We start from the raw sequence: 15,685 nt of genomic DNA, 5'->3' as shown, positions 1-15,685 counted from the left end.
TTACGGGCAGTTGACTTCCCCCTAACTTCTTTGCTCCAGCCAATTTTTGAGATGGGAGTTTTACTGCCCGTTAACGCGGGATAAAGGAGTGAAATGTATGTTAAAAGCGAATGAAAATGATTTCTCCTATCGCTTCGGTGATAACGGCCCGAAATATTTAATACAAGGTCCGAATATTGATCTTGGGCTTGTCGTCATTCAGCCTGGGCAAGAGTTTCAAAATCACTATCATACAACGTGCGAAGAAGTCTTCTATGCGTTAGAAGGCGAAATAGATTTCTATGTGAATAACGAGAGAGTTCCGATCAAACAAGGTGATGTCTTGCAAATTCGCCCTCATGAATCTCATTATCTTATTAACCATTCCGATAAGCCTTTTAAAGCTGTTTTTATAAAGTCACCACATTTACCAAATAAAGATACTGTACAAACTGAAAATCCAACATTAACGAAGGAGTGATTCCTAATGACTTGGGGATTTAAAAATCGATTAAACACAATTTTACCTGACGGCAGAGCGGTTATGTTAGCGATAGATCACGGCTACTTTTTAGGGCCAATTCACGGACTTGAACAACCGTTAGAAACAGTTAAAAACTTGCTTCCATATACTGACTCCCTCTTTTTAACACGAGGCGTATTAAGTTCCTGTATTCCTGAAAACTGCAACACACCGATGGTTATGCGTGTATCAGGCGGGGCAACTGTAGTAGGCAAAGATTTAGCGAATGAAACAATTGTTACACCTGTGAAAGAAGCAGTAAAACAAAACGCAATTGGCGTCGGCGTTTCTGTCTTTGTTGGATCAGACTTTGAAACACAAACTGTTTCAAATCTCGCAAACGTAGTCTCTGAAGCTCACGATTACGGCCTGCCAGTACTCGGTATTACCGCCGTTGCGAAAGAACTACAAAAACGTGAAGCTCGCTTTCTAGCACTCGCCTCCCGCGTATGTGTTGAAATGGGAGCTGATATTATTAAAACGTACTACTGCGAAGGATTCGAAAAAATCACAAGCACATGCCCTGCTCCAGTCGTAATCGCGGGAGGACCGAAACTAGATTCAATCGAAGACGCATTAAACATTACGTACAATGCGCTGCAAGAAGGTGCAATCGGAGTAGACATGGGCCGAAACATATGGCAGTCCGAACATCCGGCTGCGATGATTCAAGCGATACATGGCATTGTGAAAAATAGATTGAATGTGAAAGAGGCGCTGGAATTATATGATGATGTAAAAAATTAATGTGAAAGACAGACTATTACACTTAAATATACAAAAATTTAATATTCTACTATAAAGAAAAGCCCATATGTTAGATGACTGAGTAATCTAACATATGGGCTTTCTTTTACATTTTACATTTTTCATTGTTCCGAATTTAGTCAGGATCTCTACAGATCGCGTACGTTCCAAACAATCTCACCGCGCTCGTCCCACGTACTGTGATGCCGCTCAAATCCTATCTTTTCTAGTACCCGGAAGGACGCAACATTCCAAGCACCTACAGTTGACCAAAGTCTGTGGCGCCCAGTAGCAATCGCAGCCTCCAGCACAGCGGATGCTGCCTCAGTCGCATAACCATTACGATGAACACTGCGGAACAACTCGTATGCAATTTCCGGCTCTTCAAGCGTGGAACGACCGATAATCAAGCCACAGTATCCGATAAAATCTCCTTCGTCTCGCCTACGAATCGTGAGAAGGGAAATGCCATTTTCGGTTGCTCTCTTATGCATCTCGATAAGATCGCTACGAACGGAGTCAATGGTTGGCACGTCCACACCACGTTCGCCAATTAATTTTCTCAGCCAGACTGCATCGGATTCCTCCCACATATTCAGGTCAAGTCGTTCAGTTTTCAGCTGGAACGCCATAGCTTTATATGAAGTTGTCATAGTGAAAACCTCCTAGTTATTTCACTGCACTCATAATAGTTTCGTACCTCATCACCACATCAGATTGGAAACCCGATTGATTTGCAAATCTATTTTCCAACCCTCGCGAAAGTTTACAGAAACAGTATACAAAAAATTAGTATTCTTTTATGCATAAACAATTCCCCTACAAAATAGTCCTTTTTATCAAACTTTATTTAAAATCTACAACAGTTGGTTTAAAGTGACTACACTCTCGTTCATAAATAATTTGTTTTAGATTTTCACTTATCCTATAAGAAATCTTCCTCTATTTCTTAAAATAATGATAAACTCCCACTAATTTTCTGCCATAATCGGTGTATCCTTACTATTTTCACGCTTAATATTTATATTTTTGGCTCTGCTAAATTTTAATATTGAAAATTGAGTAAATTAGAGGGAAACCCAAATATAAGGGTTTCCCGTTTTTATACTTTCGACTTTTCGCTGTTAAGAGACATTTTTTAGCCAAGTAATAATTCGAAGTACCTGAAATGGTTCAAACCAAGTAATTAAAAGCATCACAACGAAGAAAGAAATAAGTGATATGAATTTTAATGTTCCTTTTTCCCGTTTAGCAACTGCTATAAAACTTAGTACAATTCCAACTAAAAAAGAAATAAAACTAAAAAGGACAACCGGCTCAGAATATCCATCTATTATCCAATTTAATCCGAATAATAATATCCCCACAAACATCAAGACTATTGAAAATACACTGAATTTTTTGATAATTTAACCTCCAAATATAATTTTATCATTTTAAGAAAGAAACGATAATTATTTTTTGTTGCATAAGAATGAACAATTACACAATAAATTTAAATAAACGTAAGCTCTCATACGTATCAATCATTTCATATACAAATGACGATAGGAGAAACTCTTTTATATTGTGTTTAGTGCTTTCGTTACTGCAACTATCAATAAATAAAAATCAAACGAGATAGTTATCGAGATCTTTTGTAACCACGCCTTTAAATCGGTCTATCCATTGTTTCATACGAGAATGGAGACCATTTACATTATAGGTTAATAAAGAAGCTGTCTCACAAGTCAGATTTTTGACTAAAAGATGCTTATTTTTCACTTGGGTGTTCCATTAAAAAAGCGAATAAAATGAACAAGCCCCTTTCCAAACTGGATAAGGGGCTATATATACACCTTCAAAGAATTATTCTTGATGAGTGCCATTCAGTTTTGAAACTTTCTTACCATCTCTATAGTCAAGGCAAGACACTTCAATTAACAATCCATTAAACATTGTAAAATAAAAACCATAACTACTACCTCTCATTGCATACGGTTCCTTGTCTATTTCAATGCCACCAGCTACTAAACGATTATATGCATGATCAACTTCACTTGAATTATCCACTAAAAAACCAATATGAAAAGCTTCCGGATACATAACTTCCTTATTCCCCTTAAATGCTTTTGGATCGCTTAGCACAAGTATAAATCCACTCTCATCACTCATCACTACTAGTGCCTTTCCCTTTTGCTCCAAAAATTGAAAATCAAAAAATGTTTCAAAGAAATGTCTAGCTTCTGATAAATCATCGACACATAGATTCAAATGATTTAACTTCATTTACTCATCTCCTTTTAAGCAGAGGGTATATATACTCATATTGATAACACTTACATATGTAAAGAAAGATATACCGTCTAAGACTTTTTTATAGTCTTATGCTTTTTCCTATAGCTTAGAACGTTTTTCGAAAGGAATGCAATCATATGAACAATTCGACATGGAGTATCGATTTACCTATATAATTTGACAAGTGTTATAGCCATATTATTTATTCTCCAAATTAAGTAAAATCCACTCAATCAAGGAAATTGCTGAAGAGATTCGCTCTGTCGTATCTCCTAAAAACACTTTATTAAGTAAATCATCAAAATTATTCGGTTTAATAGATAATGCTTGAATATACCTTAAAGCAGATCCAGCTGGAGGTGTCGGCTTGTTATTAATAGCCCATATTCCCTCTAGTAATGTCCACATTGATGTGTGAACTATGTATGAAGCTTTTAACTCATCTTTCACTTTCAAAGCAGCCTGAATTTTAATAAGCGAACTATTTAACCAATGAGAAATGCTTTTTACTTTATCACTAGAAACAGCATAATTTTCATAATTATGTTGAGCTATTTCCTTTAACCTTTTCAACTCACCGTTACTATCAAATAAAATTTCTCCTTCTAGAAAAGAGTATAATTCCATTGGATTATTTTTAAAGTTTAATTGAATTCTTTTAAAGTCTGCATACTTATATTCAATTAAAATACCTTCTCTCTTTTCAGAATGAAAATCTTTCTTTTGTCCATTCTCTAAAAGAACGTATAAATCTAAATCGGATTCGGGGTATGCGTCACCTCTTGCTATAGATCCGATGAGCATTAATCCACTCTCTTCATTCCTAGCTATATATTCATTTAGAATTTTATGTACTAACTCTTTATGATTTTCATATGTAATAAATGAAAGATTTTCTATCATTTTTACCCTCCAAAGTTATTGAGCACGTAATAGAATTCCTATAAGAATATATCGATATTTCTCAGTTTCTAAAATACGCAAACACCTTTTAAACGATATTGAATTATATTTTTTCTCATACATTTCCATTATAAACACTGCTAATTTTTACATACCGAGCTCTATTTTATTTTCACATACATGTGAAATGCTTAGTCGCATTGCTTTCTATTAATTCTTTGTGCAATTGGGTGATCATCTTTTAGTTGCAGGAGGTCCCATAAATTCCCGTATAAATCCTTAAACACTGCCACAATTCCATATGATTGCTCTTTCGGTTCTCTCACAAATTCTATTCCTCTTGAAATCATTTCATTATAATCTCTCCAAAAATCGTCAGTATTTAAGAAAAGAAAAACTCTACCACCTGATTGGTTACCAATAAAGGGCTCTTGTTCAGGTTTAGATGCCCTGGCTAGTAATATTGTGGTGCCGACTGAACCTGGAGGAGATACCACTACCCACCGTTTGTTTTCTTCTGGCTGATAAATATCTTCAACTAATGTGAAATTTAGTTTCTTTGTATAAAACTCTATTGCCTCGTCATAGTCTTTTACTACTAATGCAATATGAACTATCGATTGAACCATTATTGTCCCTCCTAATCTTACTCACTGATCGAGTTTATATTATAACATTTCTAGTTTTAACCTGTCCGTTAATTCTTCTTACATCACAGGCGAATCATTCTCTTTATTCAATATAAATAACCATCTATCAGTAAGCAGATAGATGGTTATTTATTCGAAAGAATATAATTAAACAAATGTATTTTTACGACTGTTGATAAGTCGATTTCGATGATTTCACATAATAAACCCCGTGCTCAACCTTAATGATATGATCTGGTTTTGGCTTACCGCGGCCCGCTCTATGTCCAGCTAAGTGCTCTTCACTCGTTTCCCAGTTCTTCCATGCTTCTTCCGATTCCCAGCGAATCATAACTACAACTTCTTCGTCTCCGCGTCTTACTTTTTTAACGAGAACACTTAAGTCGATGAATCCTTCAAATTTTTCAATAATTCCTTCTCCTGTGAAACGCTCTACAACTATATTAGATGTACCTTCTTTTACTGTAAATGTCTTCGTTTCGATAAACATATATTCCACTCCCTCTTTGTAATACGAATACTAGTATTCTTCTATTATAATTGATTATGATAATTATTTTCAATTATAAAGTTTCGAATCTTTAGCATTATGCAGATTTCTCCTCAATCGCCTCATCTAAAAATTTGAAATACGGAAGCAATATTCCTATTAAAGAAGTGACACATATAATCGAGCCAATGATAAAGTATAGTACTCTCACTCCCCACATTTCACTCAGTATTCCCCCTAATAACACACCTAATGGCATTGCCGATCGTATGAAAAATAATCGCACTGAAAATACTTTTCCTATCATATTATTTGGGACAGTTTGTTGGCATATCGTCGTATTATGAACATTGAAAAATGAAATACAAATACCAGCAATTACCTCGATTACAATCGCAATAATAATACTATTATTTAAACCTAGTGAAATGTAAGTAAGGCCCCCTACGAATAATCCTCCAAGCATAAGTAATCTACGGCTTCTATACTTCACTTTCCCAACTAACATGGAACCAACTACATAGCCAAGTGGGAATCCTGCCATAAAATAACCGTATTCAGCATACCCTGCCGATAGTTCATCTTTAATATAAGGAAGATTCGTAACCATCGTTACTCCTACTCCAAATTGAACGAATGTTAGAAAGATACCAAGCCAAACGATAACTGGTTTTGCGAAAAAGTATGTAAAGCCGTGAAGAAACTCTTCTAGCCACGTTTTTCTAAGTTCTTGCTGTACCCTCTTTTCTTTTATGAAAAGCAATAATCCTCCGCTTATAAATAAACACATACATACGAAAGATAGCGTAAGTTCGATTCCAATAAATTTAATGACGATACCACCTATTACTGGCGCGAGAAACATCATAAGACGAGTCATTCCATCAATATACGCATTCGCGTCTTGAAGCTGCTCTTTATTCACAACAGTTGGTGTAATCGCTTGGCTCGCAGGGGTATAAAGAGGCGTAATGATACCAACTATAATTTGGACAACGTAAATGTGCCAAACTTCTATACTGCTAGTAACTAGCATCGCCAAAGGCAGTAAGAAAACAGATGCCCGCATCCATTGCGAAAAAATCATAATCCACTTTCGGCTCCATTTATCAATAAATGGGCCACTTATAAGTTGCAGTATGAGAGAAGGAATTAGATATAGTAACCACATACTGCTTAATGCTGTTTTCGATCCTGTTAACTCATATACAAGAATTGAATTACATAACGTCCCGAAAGCCCCGCCTAATTCTGAAATTGCACTACCAATCCACATATAAAAGAATGAACGGTTTTTCAATACACTTTTCACTATAGCTCACCAACTTTTCTATTAAATTCCTCCCTTTATGTACATTCTCGTTATATATTATCTATTCAAAAATGCATCTAATTCTTTCGCTAAAGACTGCACTGCTTTCTTTCTCAATACATATTTCCCGTCTTGAATATCAACTAACTTTGCTGAACGTAACAATTTCAAATGATGATGTACTGTCGATTTTCCTAGTTGTAATCTTTCCGTTATTTCTTGCAGCGTACGCTCTTGTTCAAATAGTAGTTTTACAATACGAAGCCTTGCCTCGTCCCCCAGCGCCTTATGTTTATGAACTAAAAAATAACTCGGCTCATACGGATCTTCTGGATGTATACTTTCATTTGCGACTGGATAATGAAACACTTTCGTATCTTCAATATCAGCTTCTATGTTCCACGGTCTGTATGTAATTTGCGGGATAAGAAGTACGTGATGAACACTTGGCTCTGGCATATATGTAACGCCACCTGTTGCCCACTCTACAAACTCTTCCGGTTGCATCTTTTTATTCATTTCATTTTTCGCTTCATAATCTCGCTCTAGTATAGAAACAATTTCTTCTGCCTCTTTTTTAACAACACTGTCATACCACCCTGTCATAACGGCAATTAAATGCGTTTTTAGTTCACGCACATCGGCATGACATACAAACTCTATATACGTAGAGAAAAACTGATGATCATGTGTCAGTTCCTTTAGTTCGTGTATTACAGATGCTTCTCCGCTTGCGGCTAAACGTCTTTTCGCTTGATACACTTCTCCTAAAAACGGTAAACATATATACTTTAAATCTTCTTCTGAAAATGAATCGATATTTGCAATAAACTGTGATAGATCCTGAAAATCTCCCTCATACAATAACTGAAGCAACGCTTTCCACGTATTATGCTTCTCAACAAATTGTAAATGCTCTATCATTTCATGTGATAAAGATTGTCTTATTTCTTCCCATTCACTTTGAGTCTTTTCAAGAGTATCGATTAACCTCTTATGAGTAATTGCCGCAATGCCAAGTGCGCATTCGAAAAGTATCGAATACTTCATTTCAACGTTGTACGTTTCCCTCTTTCTACTCGTCACGTGAAAGACTTCCATTTTATCCCCTCCTTATTTGCTATGTATTTAATTCTATTTTTATCGAATTATACCTTCTAATTTTTTGGAATTTTAAAACTTTCTGAATTTTATATTGCTACAAGTTTTTAAATTTAAGCTGCAGTTAATTTTCTTGTTCAACTATGAGGCAGGTTTATTGAAGAGAAAGGAGAATTTATTGCAGTAAGAAAAATGATTTAGAAAGCATAAGTTTATTTCTGCAATTACTACAACGGCGCCGTATTGTTCTTTTAGAGACTTCCAAATATCAATTAGATGATAAGTAGGTACGTTTCTACTTAATTTCTCTAACACTTATTGCCGGTCTATCTCATAGTTAAGGAGGCTATACGAATGAGTAAAAAAGAAATATTACAAAATGGGGTCAAGCAAGTTTTTTACGAAGAAGAATGGTATCCACCGATATCAGAAGCGTTAAAGAATCTTACTGCTGCACAAGCATGTTGGCAACTAGAAGGAAAGGCCAGTAATACGATTTGGGAAAATGCAAACCATTTACTAACCTTTAAAGAGCGCTTACTTTCCCGCTTACATCAAGATGACACATTTGTTGCTCCACAAAATAATGATGACACGTTTGTCCAAGGTGGACCTAATGATGATGATGCTTGGCAACAAACAGTGAAGCGAACGCTCCAAGTACATGATGCCTTACGATCTTCATTAACATCCCTTCAAGAAGCAGAACTGGATCAACCAAGTCCGTCTCTACCAGTTTGGCAACAATATATGAATATCCTATTGCACGATGCATATCATACAGGTCAAATTATACAACTTCGTAAACTCCAAGGTTCATGGCCATCTCATCGTTCATATTTATAAGCAATGATTAAAGATGATAGATAAGCATATGATTCTACATTTAGCAAAATAAGTACAAAAAAAGCAAATGAGATTCTAACTCTCATTTGCCTTTTTGCGTGCTGGAGAAACGTCCTACATGGATAAAATAAAACTTTAATCAGTGGGATTTTGTCCATCCCGACTGATTATTACCCAAACCAACCGGGCATCTCCGGGCCATTATCTCCCACCTCACTTCCTCGCATTCGCCAAGTTTTAAGGTAGGAGTCTTACCGCCCGTTAATACGGGATAAAAAATTCATTCACACTTATTAATTCATCTGCGCATCGTTCAATATCCCAATGATTTCACTCAACATTTCTTCTGTAAAAGCACCTGCGCTAAAGTTCACTAATGCTCGTAATGGCATATAGTTCAGCATAGCGTCCATCATTTCAGAGGCATCACTATCCCCTTCAGTCATACTACCAAACGGACTGTCTTTTAATGCTTTTTCCATAAGCTCTTTTGCAAGTGGTGCTAAGATTGGTTCCGTAAGTATGTCCCCAAGTAACGTATTACGATGCACTGGTTTTCGAGTTATAGTCGTTGATTGAACATACATGCTATCATGTAAAACGATCTCTTTTGAAGACTTTCCTACTAAAATCTCAAATTCGCCTGTTTCAACATGCCAGTCCTTTAATTCAACATTATAATAAGCAAATGCTCTTTTATTTAAAGTAAAGCTAACCGTTTTTTCTTCTCCCGGTTGCAATTCTACTTTTTCAAATCCTTTTAGCTCTTTTTCAGGACGAGTCATGCTGCTTTCAACATCTTTTATATAAAGCTGAATAATTTCTTTCCCTGCTATACTGCCAGTATTTTTCACGTTCACACTGATAGAAACAGTGTCCGTATCCGTTATCTCTTTCTTATTTATTGAAAGATTACTATACTCAAAATTTGTATAGCTTAATCCAAAACCAAATGGGAACAACGGTTCAATATTTTTCGCATCGTAGTAACGGTATCCGACGAACACACCTTCTTTGTATTCCACTTTGTCCCCTTCACCAGGGAAGTTTAAGTAAGAAGGATTATCGCTTAACACTTTCGGGAATGTTTCCGCTAATTTCCCGCTTGGATTCGCATCACCAAATAATATATCGGCAATCGCCCCGCCTAATGCTTGGCCACCTAAATAGCCTTCAAGTATTCCTTTTACTTTACCTATCCATGGCATTTCAATTGGAGCACCGTTACTTAAAACTACAACGATATTACTTTGAACTTCAGCGATAGCCTCAATTAATTGCACATGATTTTCTGGCATCTGTAAATGCTTTCGATCAAAGCCTTCAGATTCATAACGATCTGGAAGTCCAACGAAAAGGACCGCTGTATCTGCTCGCTCTGCTATTTTTTTTGCTTCATTAACCATGCTTTCATTTACATCATCACTTGCAATGTCATAGCCTTGGGCAAATAATATGTTCGTTTTTTCACCTGATACCGTTTCAATTTCTTCGAGAATACTTTCAAGATTTGTTGAATTAATATGAGAGCTTCCGCCACCTTGAAAACGTGGTTGCTTTGCAAACCCTCCAATTACTGCTACCGTTCCCTCTTTTTTCAGCGGAAGAATGGAAGCTTCATTTTGTAACATAACCATACTTTCACTTGCAACTTCTCTTGCAAGCTGATGATGTGCGTCCTTACTATACACAGCGTTTTCTAATTGGTTATCATACGCTTTAAAAATAATGTAAAGTAATCGCTCTGCTGCTTGATCAAGCTTTTCTACAGCCAGCTCACCACAGTTAACTGCATCAACAATCTTCTTCTCACCAATTCCAAAGCTTGAAGGCATTTCTAACTCTAAGCCGTTCGCTATACTTGCAACACGCTCATTTACTGCACCCCAATCAGAAACGACAAAACCTTCAAATCCCCATTCATCTTTTAAAATATCATTTAATAAATAGTTATTTTCCGAAGCGTATTCACCATTCACTTTGTTGTAAGCGCTCATTACTGTCCAAGGCTGTGCTTCCTTAATAACATCTTCAAAGCTAGCAAGATAGATTTCACGCAATGTTCTTTCATCAACAATTGCATCTACAGACATTCTGCGATGCTCCTGATTATTAGCAGCGAAATGTTTTAATGACGTTCCAACCCCTTGACTTTGTACGCCTTTAACATGGTTTGCAGCCATTTGTGATGATAAATACGGGTCCTCTGAAAAATATTCAAAGTTTCTTCCGCATAGCGGCGAACGTTTTATATTTGCACCTGGTCCAAGGAGAACTCCTACATTTTCAGCCTGACATTCTTCTCCTAATACAACTCCTACTTGTTTTATTAATTCTTTATTCCATGTACTTGCTAACCCTACTGCTGAAGGGAAACAAGTCGCTGGAATACTGTTATAAATCCCTAAGTGATCTGCTCCCTCTGCCTGTTTTCTAAGTCCGTGTGGTCCATCAGTTACCATAATTGAAGGAATTCCTAATCGCTCAATCCCTTTTGTATTCCAAAAGTCTAATCCAGAACATAGACTTGCCTTTTCTTCTAATGTCATTTGTGAAATGATTTTCTTAATATCCCTTTTCATGATAGCCCTCCTAAAAAATAATTAAGTAAACGCTTTCTTAATGTCATTATAGTTATTATTTTTTAGATGTTATGGTATATTTTTTAGAATACCGGTAAAAATTTTAGCTGATTATATTTATGGTTAAACCGTACTCTCTTTCGTTCTTATTTTAAAACCTTTGCTTAGGAGAGGATTTTAACTTGTACATATATAGGCTAATGCTTAAAGAATAGAGGTTAAAATAATGAATTGCTCCAAACTTGAAGATTTATATTATATTTGTAAGCTAGTCTTTGACATACATAAAACACCTATCTTTTTCATTGATAACAAAGGGGATTTGGCATTTGAAATCTCGCACAATTTTCAACATAACCCTTTGTATTCTTCAAAAGAGGCGTTATTTAATCAACTATTTAAGGGAAATCCACCCTATACTTTTCCGGTACTTGAAGAGACTGCCTTTCTTGAAAATTTTTTCTCAATTAACTTACGTTTAAACGATCAACTTTGCGGGAATATCATCGTTGGACCAGTCCTTTATTCCAGGTTATTAGAAACCTCAATTAAAGGAATCGTTAATGATCTTCAACTAAAAATAAACAAAGAGGAAATGATTCGCTATTATCAATCTCTCCCTGTTTTAAGCAATTTGCAATTTTTAAATATAAGCATGGTTCTTTATTACATGCTGTATCAACAAAAATTAGACATTGCTGATATTTTGCAAAAAAATATACTGTTAAAAAAGGATGATTTTGAGATTGAACAGCCCGCTATACATATATCGGAGCAACGTCAAAGTACATTAACTCATATCGATCCACTAGTTGAAAGGAAAATATTTGAGTGTATTAAGGAAGGAAAAAAGGATGATTTAATTAAAAATCTAAGAAAATTACCTGAATCAGGAGATTTTGGGGTGTTGTCAAAAACAAGTCACCTGCGAAGCCAGAAAAATTCTGCCATCGCAGCAATTACACTCGCGACAAGGTCGGCTATAGATGGTGGACTATTCCCTGAAATTGCATATACCCTCAGTGATTTATTAATTCAAAAACTCGAAGAGATAAAAAAAAGTGAAGCCATTTCCCCATTTTTAGAGAATGCTTTACTTGAGTTCTCAGAACGAGTTAAAAACGGGAAAATGCAAAAACATTCAAAGCCTATAAACATATGCCAAAATTATATATTTACTCATCTTTACGAAGATATTACACTATCCCATCTAGCAGAAATAGTCGTATTAAATCCTAGTTATCTATCTTCCCTTTTCAAGAAAGAAGTTGGAATTTCATTAGACGAATATATTCAGCGTGCTAAGATAGATGAGTCAAAAAGCTTAATGACCTATACAAAACATTCTATATCAGAAATCTCCACACTATTAAATTTCCATGACCAAAGTCATTTTACAAAGGTCTTTAAAAAACATACTGGTATTTCACCTAAACAATTTAAAAATGGACACAGTTATTAGTTTAGAAAATTTTATCATACTTCCAATAATTATTGTCCTTCGTTCTACCAATAGATTTATTTTGTTGCTTTACATTATTAATACATATCCTTTATAAAGCGAAAAAACATTAATTTTTAATACATAAATTGAAATAGATTACTCCCAAACATAATTTACATTCTTCATAACTTCTGATCATAATCCAAATTTGGAAGAATAGAGGCTTTTTTATATACAAATAATAAGCCTCAAGGAGTTGTTGACATGCATTTCATATTAAATATGTTAGGGATTTTCGTTGTAATATTAATCGTTTTCCTATGTTCGCCTAATAAAAGAAAAATAAAATGGAGACCAATTGTTATTCTAATAATATTGGAGCTTTTTATTACGTGGTTTATGTTAGGCACGAAATTGGGCAGTATTATCATTAATAAAATTGCGTCATTTTTCAGTTGGCTACTATCATGTGCGAATGAAGGAATTCGATTTGTATTTCCTTCAGCTATGGAAAATCAAACAGTTGATTTCTTCTTTAGCGCCTTACTTCCTATCATTTTTGTTATCACTTTCTTTGATATTCTTTCGTATTTTGGAATCTTAACTTGGATTATTGATAAAGTTGGTGCAATCATTTCAAAGATTTCTCGTTTACCAAAGTTAGAAAGCTTCTTTTCCATTCAAATGATGTTTTTAGGAAATACGGAAGCACTTGCAGTTGTTCGTGATCAATTATCTGTGTTAAAAGAAAATCGTTTGTTGACTTTTGGAATTATGAGTATGAGTAGCGTCAGCGGATCCATTCTTGGTGCTTATCTATCAATGGTTCCAGCAACATATATTTTCAGCGCTATTCCTTTAAACTGTATTAACGCATTAATCTTGGCTAATGTTTTAAATCCTGTAGAAGTTACTAAAGAAGAGGATGTTATTTATTCACCTTCAAAAAATGAAAAAAAAGATTTCTTTTCTACTATTTCAAACAGTATGTTAGTTGGGATGAATATGGTTATTGTTATTTTAGCGATGGTAATTGGATATGTAGCATTAACAGCATGTTTAAATGGTATTTTAAGCTTTTTTGTAACAGGTTTAACAATTCAAAAAATCTTCTCGATTATCTTTAGTCCCTTCGCTTTTTTACTTGGTTTATCAGGAAAAGATGCTATGTATGTAGCTGAATTAATGGGGATAAAAATAACAACGAATGAATTTGTTGCAATGATGGATTTAAAATCAAACCTAAAGTCTTTACAACCACATACAATTGCAGTTGCAACTACATTTCTAGCTTCTTTTGCAAACTTTAGTACAGTAGGTATGATTTATGGAACTTATAATTCATTATTTGGCGGGGAAAAATCATCAATAATCGGTAAAAATGTTTGGAAGCTTCTTGTTAGCGGAATGGCTGTTTCCTTATTAAGCGCTATGCTTGTGGGGCTTTTTGTATGGTAAATGAATAATTGTAATAAGATGAAGACACTTAAACTGAATTGGGTGTCTTCATCTTATTACTTGTTCTTTTATAATTCTTATCTCCGAATCTGTCCATTTCCACGAATCACATATTTTGTGGAAGTCAATGCAGGTAGCCCCATTGGTCCCCTTACATGTAGCTTTTGTGTACTGATGCCAATTTCTGCGCCGAATCCGAATTCAGATCCATCAGTAAAACGAGTTGATGCATTATGATACAGTGCAGCCGCATCAACAGATGTGAAAAACTTACTGACGTTTTCCTCGTTCTCTGTAATAATCGCTTCGGAATGCATGGATCCATACGTATTTATATGATGAATCGCTTCTTCCGTAGTGGAAACCACTTTAACTGCCAGTGTGAGAGATAAAAACTCTGTTTCCCAGTCTTCTTCTGAAGCTAATGCAATAGAAGAATCAATTGCCAATGCTTTATTATCACCACGTAGCTCCACGCCTCTTTCCTTCAAGGAAGAAAATAGCTCGCTACCAAATTGTTGCGCCCAATTCTCATGAAGTATAATCGTTTCAATTGCATTACATACAGATGGACGCTGCGTTTTTGCGTTTATAATAATATTAAATGCCATTTGTTTATCCGCTGTTTCATCAATGAAAATATGACAATTTCCCGCACCTGTTTCAAGTACTGGAACAGATGCTTCTCTCACTACAGTATCTATTAACTGCTTGCCGCCTCTTGGGATAAGAACATCCAAGTACTCATTCAATGTAAACAACTGCTTTGCACTATCGCGCGTTGTATCTTCTATGAGCTGTACGCTTTCTGGAGGCAAGCTTGTTTGTTTAAGCGCTCGGTGAATAACGCTAACGATGGCTTTGTTAGAATGAATAGCAGAAGAACTACCACGTAGTATTACTGCGTTTCCTGTTTTCAAGCAAATTGTAGCAGCATCCACTGTCACATTCGGCCTTGCCTCGTAAATCATTCCGACAACACCAAGTGGTACGCGCATCTCCTGAATAGATAATCCATTTGGTCGTTCCCATGCACTAACACATTCTCCAACAGGATCACGTAAATCAATTAGTTGCTTAATACCTTCAGTCATATCAATGATACGCTGTTCATTCAGCATAAGGCGATCAAGAAGAGAATCAGAAAATCCTTTTGTCTTCCCTTCTTCAATATCCCGTTTGTTTTCCTCTAAAATATAAGCTGTTTCTACTATCATCTGATCAGCAATCGCAGCAAGTGCTTCGTTTTTTTGATTTGTAGATTTAAGTACAAGTTCTCTAGCAATTTCTTTCGCCTTTTTCCCCTTTGCCAACACTTCATTCATTTTTATTTCCTCCTTTTAAAAAGTTAATAAGTAAAAATTAAAGACCCG

15 protein-coding genes and 1 pseudogene are annotated in these 15,685 nt (G+C 35.4%); 5 read left to right on the top strand and 11 right to left on the bottom strand.

The window, feature by feature from the left end; genetic code table 11:
• Positions 1–97 precede the first annotated feature (97 nt).
• Positions 98–460 (top strand): cupin domain-containing protein, encoded by a 363-nt coding sequence (locus ABH955_RS03560; protein WP_128854276.1) that lies wholly within the window; start codon positions 98–100, stop codon positions 458–460.
• 6 nt (positions 461–466) lie between these two features.
• Positions 467–1,249 carry a 3-hydroxy-5-phosphonooxypentane-2,4-dione thiolase gene (gene lsrF / locus ABH955_RS03555; RefSeq protein ID WP_404453379.1) on the top strand — a complete coding sequence of 261 codons (783 nt, stop codon included), beginning with the start codon at positions 467–469 and terminating at the stop codon, positions 1,247–1,249.
• 149 nt (positions 1,250–1,398) lie between these two features.
• Here lsrF and ABH955_RS03550 read toward each other — a convergent pair whose 3' ends face one another.
• From ABH955_RS03550 to ABH955_RS03510, 9 genes and pseudogenes are all read right to left on the bottom strand, one after another.
• Positions 1,399–1,902: a GNAT family N-acetyltransferase gene (locus ABH955_RS03550; protein WP_404453376.1), complete on the bottom strand. Its 504-nt coding sequence runs from the start codon at positions 1,900–1,902 to the stop codon at positions 1,399–1,401.
• Between the two features lie 471 nt (positions 1,903–2,373).
• Entirely contained in the window at positions 2,374–2,655 is a 282-nt protein-coding gene (locus tag ABH955_RS03545; RefSeq protein ID WP_404453900.1) for a hypothetical protein, read from the bottom strand.
• A 76-nt stretch (positions 2,656–2,731) separates the two neighbouring features.
• Positions 2,732–2,950: pseudogene (locus tag ABH955_RS03540) on the bottom strand (IS1595 family transposase); the annotation flags it as partial.
• 147 nt (positions 2,951–3,097) lie between these two features.
• Positions 3,098–3,517, bottom strand: a complete 420-nt coding sequence (locus tag ABH955_RS03535) for a VOC family protein (protein ID WP_404490883.1) — start codon at positions 3,515–3,517, stop codon at positions 3,098–3,100.
• 207 nt (positions 3,518–3,724) lie between these two features.
• The gene (locus tag ABH955_RS03530; protein ID WP_404453371.1) at positions 3,725–4,429 is read right to left on the bottom strand and encodes a nucleotidyltransferase domain-containing protein; all 705 of its coding nucleotides are present in this window, start codon (positions 4,427–4,429) and stop codon (positions 3,725–3,727) included.
• Between the two features lie 191 nt (positions 4,430–4,620).
• Positions 4,621–5,058: a VOC family protein gene (locus ABH955_RS03525; RefSeq protein ID WP_000250787.1), complete on the bottom strand. Its 438-nt coding sequence runs from the start codon at positions 5,056–5,058 to the stop codon at positions 4,621–4,623.
• Positions 5,059–5,242: 184 nt separating this feature from the next.
• Entirely contained in the window at positions 5,243–5,569 is a 327-nt protein-coding gene (hmoA, locus tag ABH955_RS03520; RefSeq protein ID WP_404453368.1) for a heme-degrading monooxygenase HmoA, read from the bottom strand.
• Positions 5,570–5,666: 97 nt separating this feature from the next.
• Positions 5,667–6,881, bottom strand: coding sequence for an MFS transporter (locus ABH955_RS03515; protein WP_404453366.1), 1,215 nt, complete (start codon positions 6,879–6,881; stop codon positions 5,667–5,669).
• 57 nt (positions 6,882–6,938) lie between these two features.
• Entirely contained in the window at positions 6,939–7,982 is a 1,044-nt protein-coding gene (locus tag ABH955_RS03510; protein WP_404490882.1) for an ArsR/SmtB family transcription factor, read from the bottom strand.
• 354 nt (positions 7,983–8,336) lie between these two features.
• Between ABH955_RS03510 and ABH955_RS03505 the strand changes: the two genes are divergently transcribed.
• Entirely contained in the window at positions 8,337–8,828 is a 492-nt protein-coding gene (locus ABH955_RS03505) for a DinB family protein (protein WP_404490881.1), read from the top strand.
• A gap of 293 nt (positions 8,829–9,121) precedes the next feature.
• Here ABH955_RS03505 and ABH955_RS03500 read toward each other — a convergent pair whose 3' ends face one another.
• Entirely contained in the window at positions 9,122–11,410 is a 2,289-nt protein-coding gene (locus ABH955_RS03500; RefSeq protein WP_404490880.1) for a glycoside hydrolase family 3 C-terminal domain-containing protein, read from the bottom strand.
• 226 nt (positions 11,411–11,636) lie between these two features.
• Between ABH955_RS03500 and ABH955_RS03495 the strand changes: the two genes are divergently transcribed.
• Positions 11,637–12,872 (top strand): helix-turn-helix domain-containing protein, encoded by a 1,236-nt coding sequence (locus ABH955_RS03495; RefSeq protein WP_404490879.1) that lies wholly within the window; start codon positions 11,637–11,639, stop codon positions 12,870–12,872.
• Positions 12,873–13,118: 246 nt separating this feature from the next.
• Entirely contained in the window at positions 13,119–14,312 is a 1,194-nt protein-coding gene (locus tag ABH955_RS03490) for a NupC/NupG family nucleoside CNT transporter (protein ID WP_002084844.1), read from the top strand.
• A gap of 77 nt (positions 14,313–14,389) precedes the next feature.
• Here the strand turns inward: ABH955_RS03490 and ABH955_RS03485 are convergent, their stop codons facing one another.
• Positions 14,390–15,637, bottom strand: a complete 1,248-nt coding sequence (locus tag ABH955_RS03485) for a glutamate-5-semialdehyde dehydrogenase (RefSeq protein ID WP_404453354.1) — start codon at positions 15,635–15,637, stop codon at positions 14,390–14,392.
• Positions 15,638–15,685 lie beyond the last annotated feature (48 nt).

This window comes from Bacillus sp. RC240 (assembly GCF_044907945.1).
In the GTDB taxonomy this organism is placed as follows: Bacteria; Bacillota; Bacilli; order Bacillales; family Bacillaceae_G; genus Bacillus_A; species Bacillus_A mycoides.
Note: the sequence above shows the minus strand (reverse complement) of the source record. Positions and strands in the feature narration are given on the sequence as shown.

Bases quoted from the DNA above. Each gene is read 5' to 3' on its own strand.
- ABH955_RS03560 (WP_128854276.1), top strand. From the start codon at position 98: ATGTTAAAAGCGAATGAAAATGATTTCTCCTATCGCTTCGGTGATAAC.
- lsrF (WP_404453379.1), top strand. From the start codon at position 467: ATGACTTGGGGATTTAAAAATCGATTAAACACAATTTTACCTGACGGC.
- ABH955_RS03550 (WP_404453376.1), bottom strand. From the start codon at position 1,902: ATGACAACTTCATATAAAGCTATGGCGTTCCAGCTGAAAACTGAACGA.
- ABH955_RS03535 (WP_404490883.1), bottom strand. From the start codon at position 3,517: ATGAAGTTAAATCATTTGAATCTATGTGTCGATGATTTATCAGAAGCT.
- ABH955_RS03530 (WP_404453371.1), bottom strand. From the start codon at position 4,429: ATGATAGAAAATCTTTCATTTATTACATATGAAAATCATAAAGAGTTA.
- ABH955_RS03525 (WP_000250787.1), bottom strand. From the start codon at position 5,058: ATGGTTCAATCGATAGTTCATATTGCATTAGTAGTAAAAGACTATGAC.
- hmoA (WP_404453368.1), bottom strand. From the start codon at position 5,569: ATGTTTATCGAAACGAAGACATTTACAGTAAAAGAAGGTACATCTAAT.
- ABH955_RS03510 (WP_404490882.1), bottom strand. From the start codon at position 7,982: ATGGAAGTCTTTCACGTGACGAGTAGAAAGAGGGAAACGTACAACGTT.
- ABH955_RS03505 (WP_404490881.1), top strand. From the start codon at position 8,337: ATGAGTAAAAAAGAAATATTACAAAATGGGGTCAAGCAAGTTTTTTAC.
- ABH955_RS03500 (WP_404490880.1), bottom strand. From the start codon at position 11,410: ATGAAAAGGGATATTAAGAAAATCATTTCACAAATGACATTAGAAGAA.
- ABH955_RS03495 (WP_404490879.1), top strand. From the start codon at position 11,637: ATGAATTGCTCCAAACTTGAAGATTTATATTATATTTGTAAGCTAGTC.
- ABH955_RS03490 (WP_002084844.1), top strand. From the start codon at position 13,119: ATGCATTTCATATTAAATATGTTAGGGATTTTCGTTGTAATATTAATC.
- ABH955_RS03485 (WP_404453354.1), bottom strand. From the start codon at position 15,637: ATGAATGAAGTGTTGGCAAAGGGGAAAAAGGCGAAAGAAATTGCTAGA.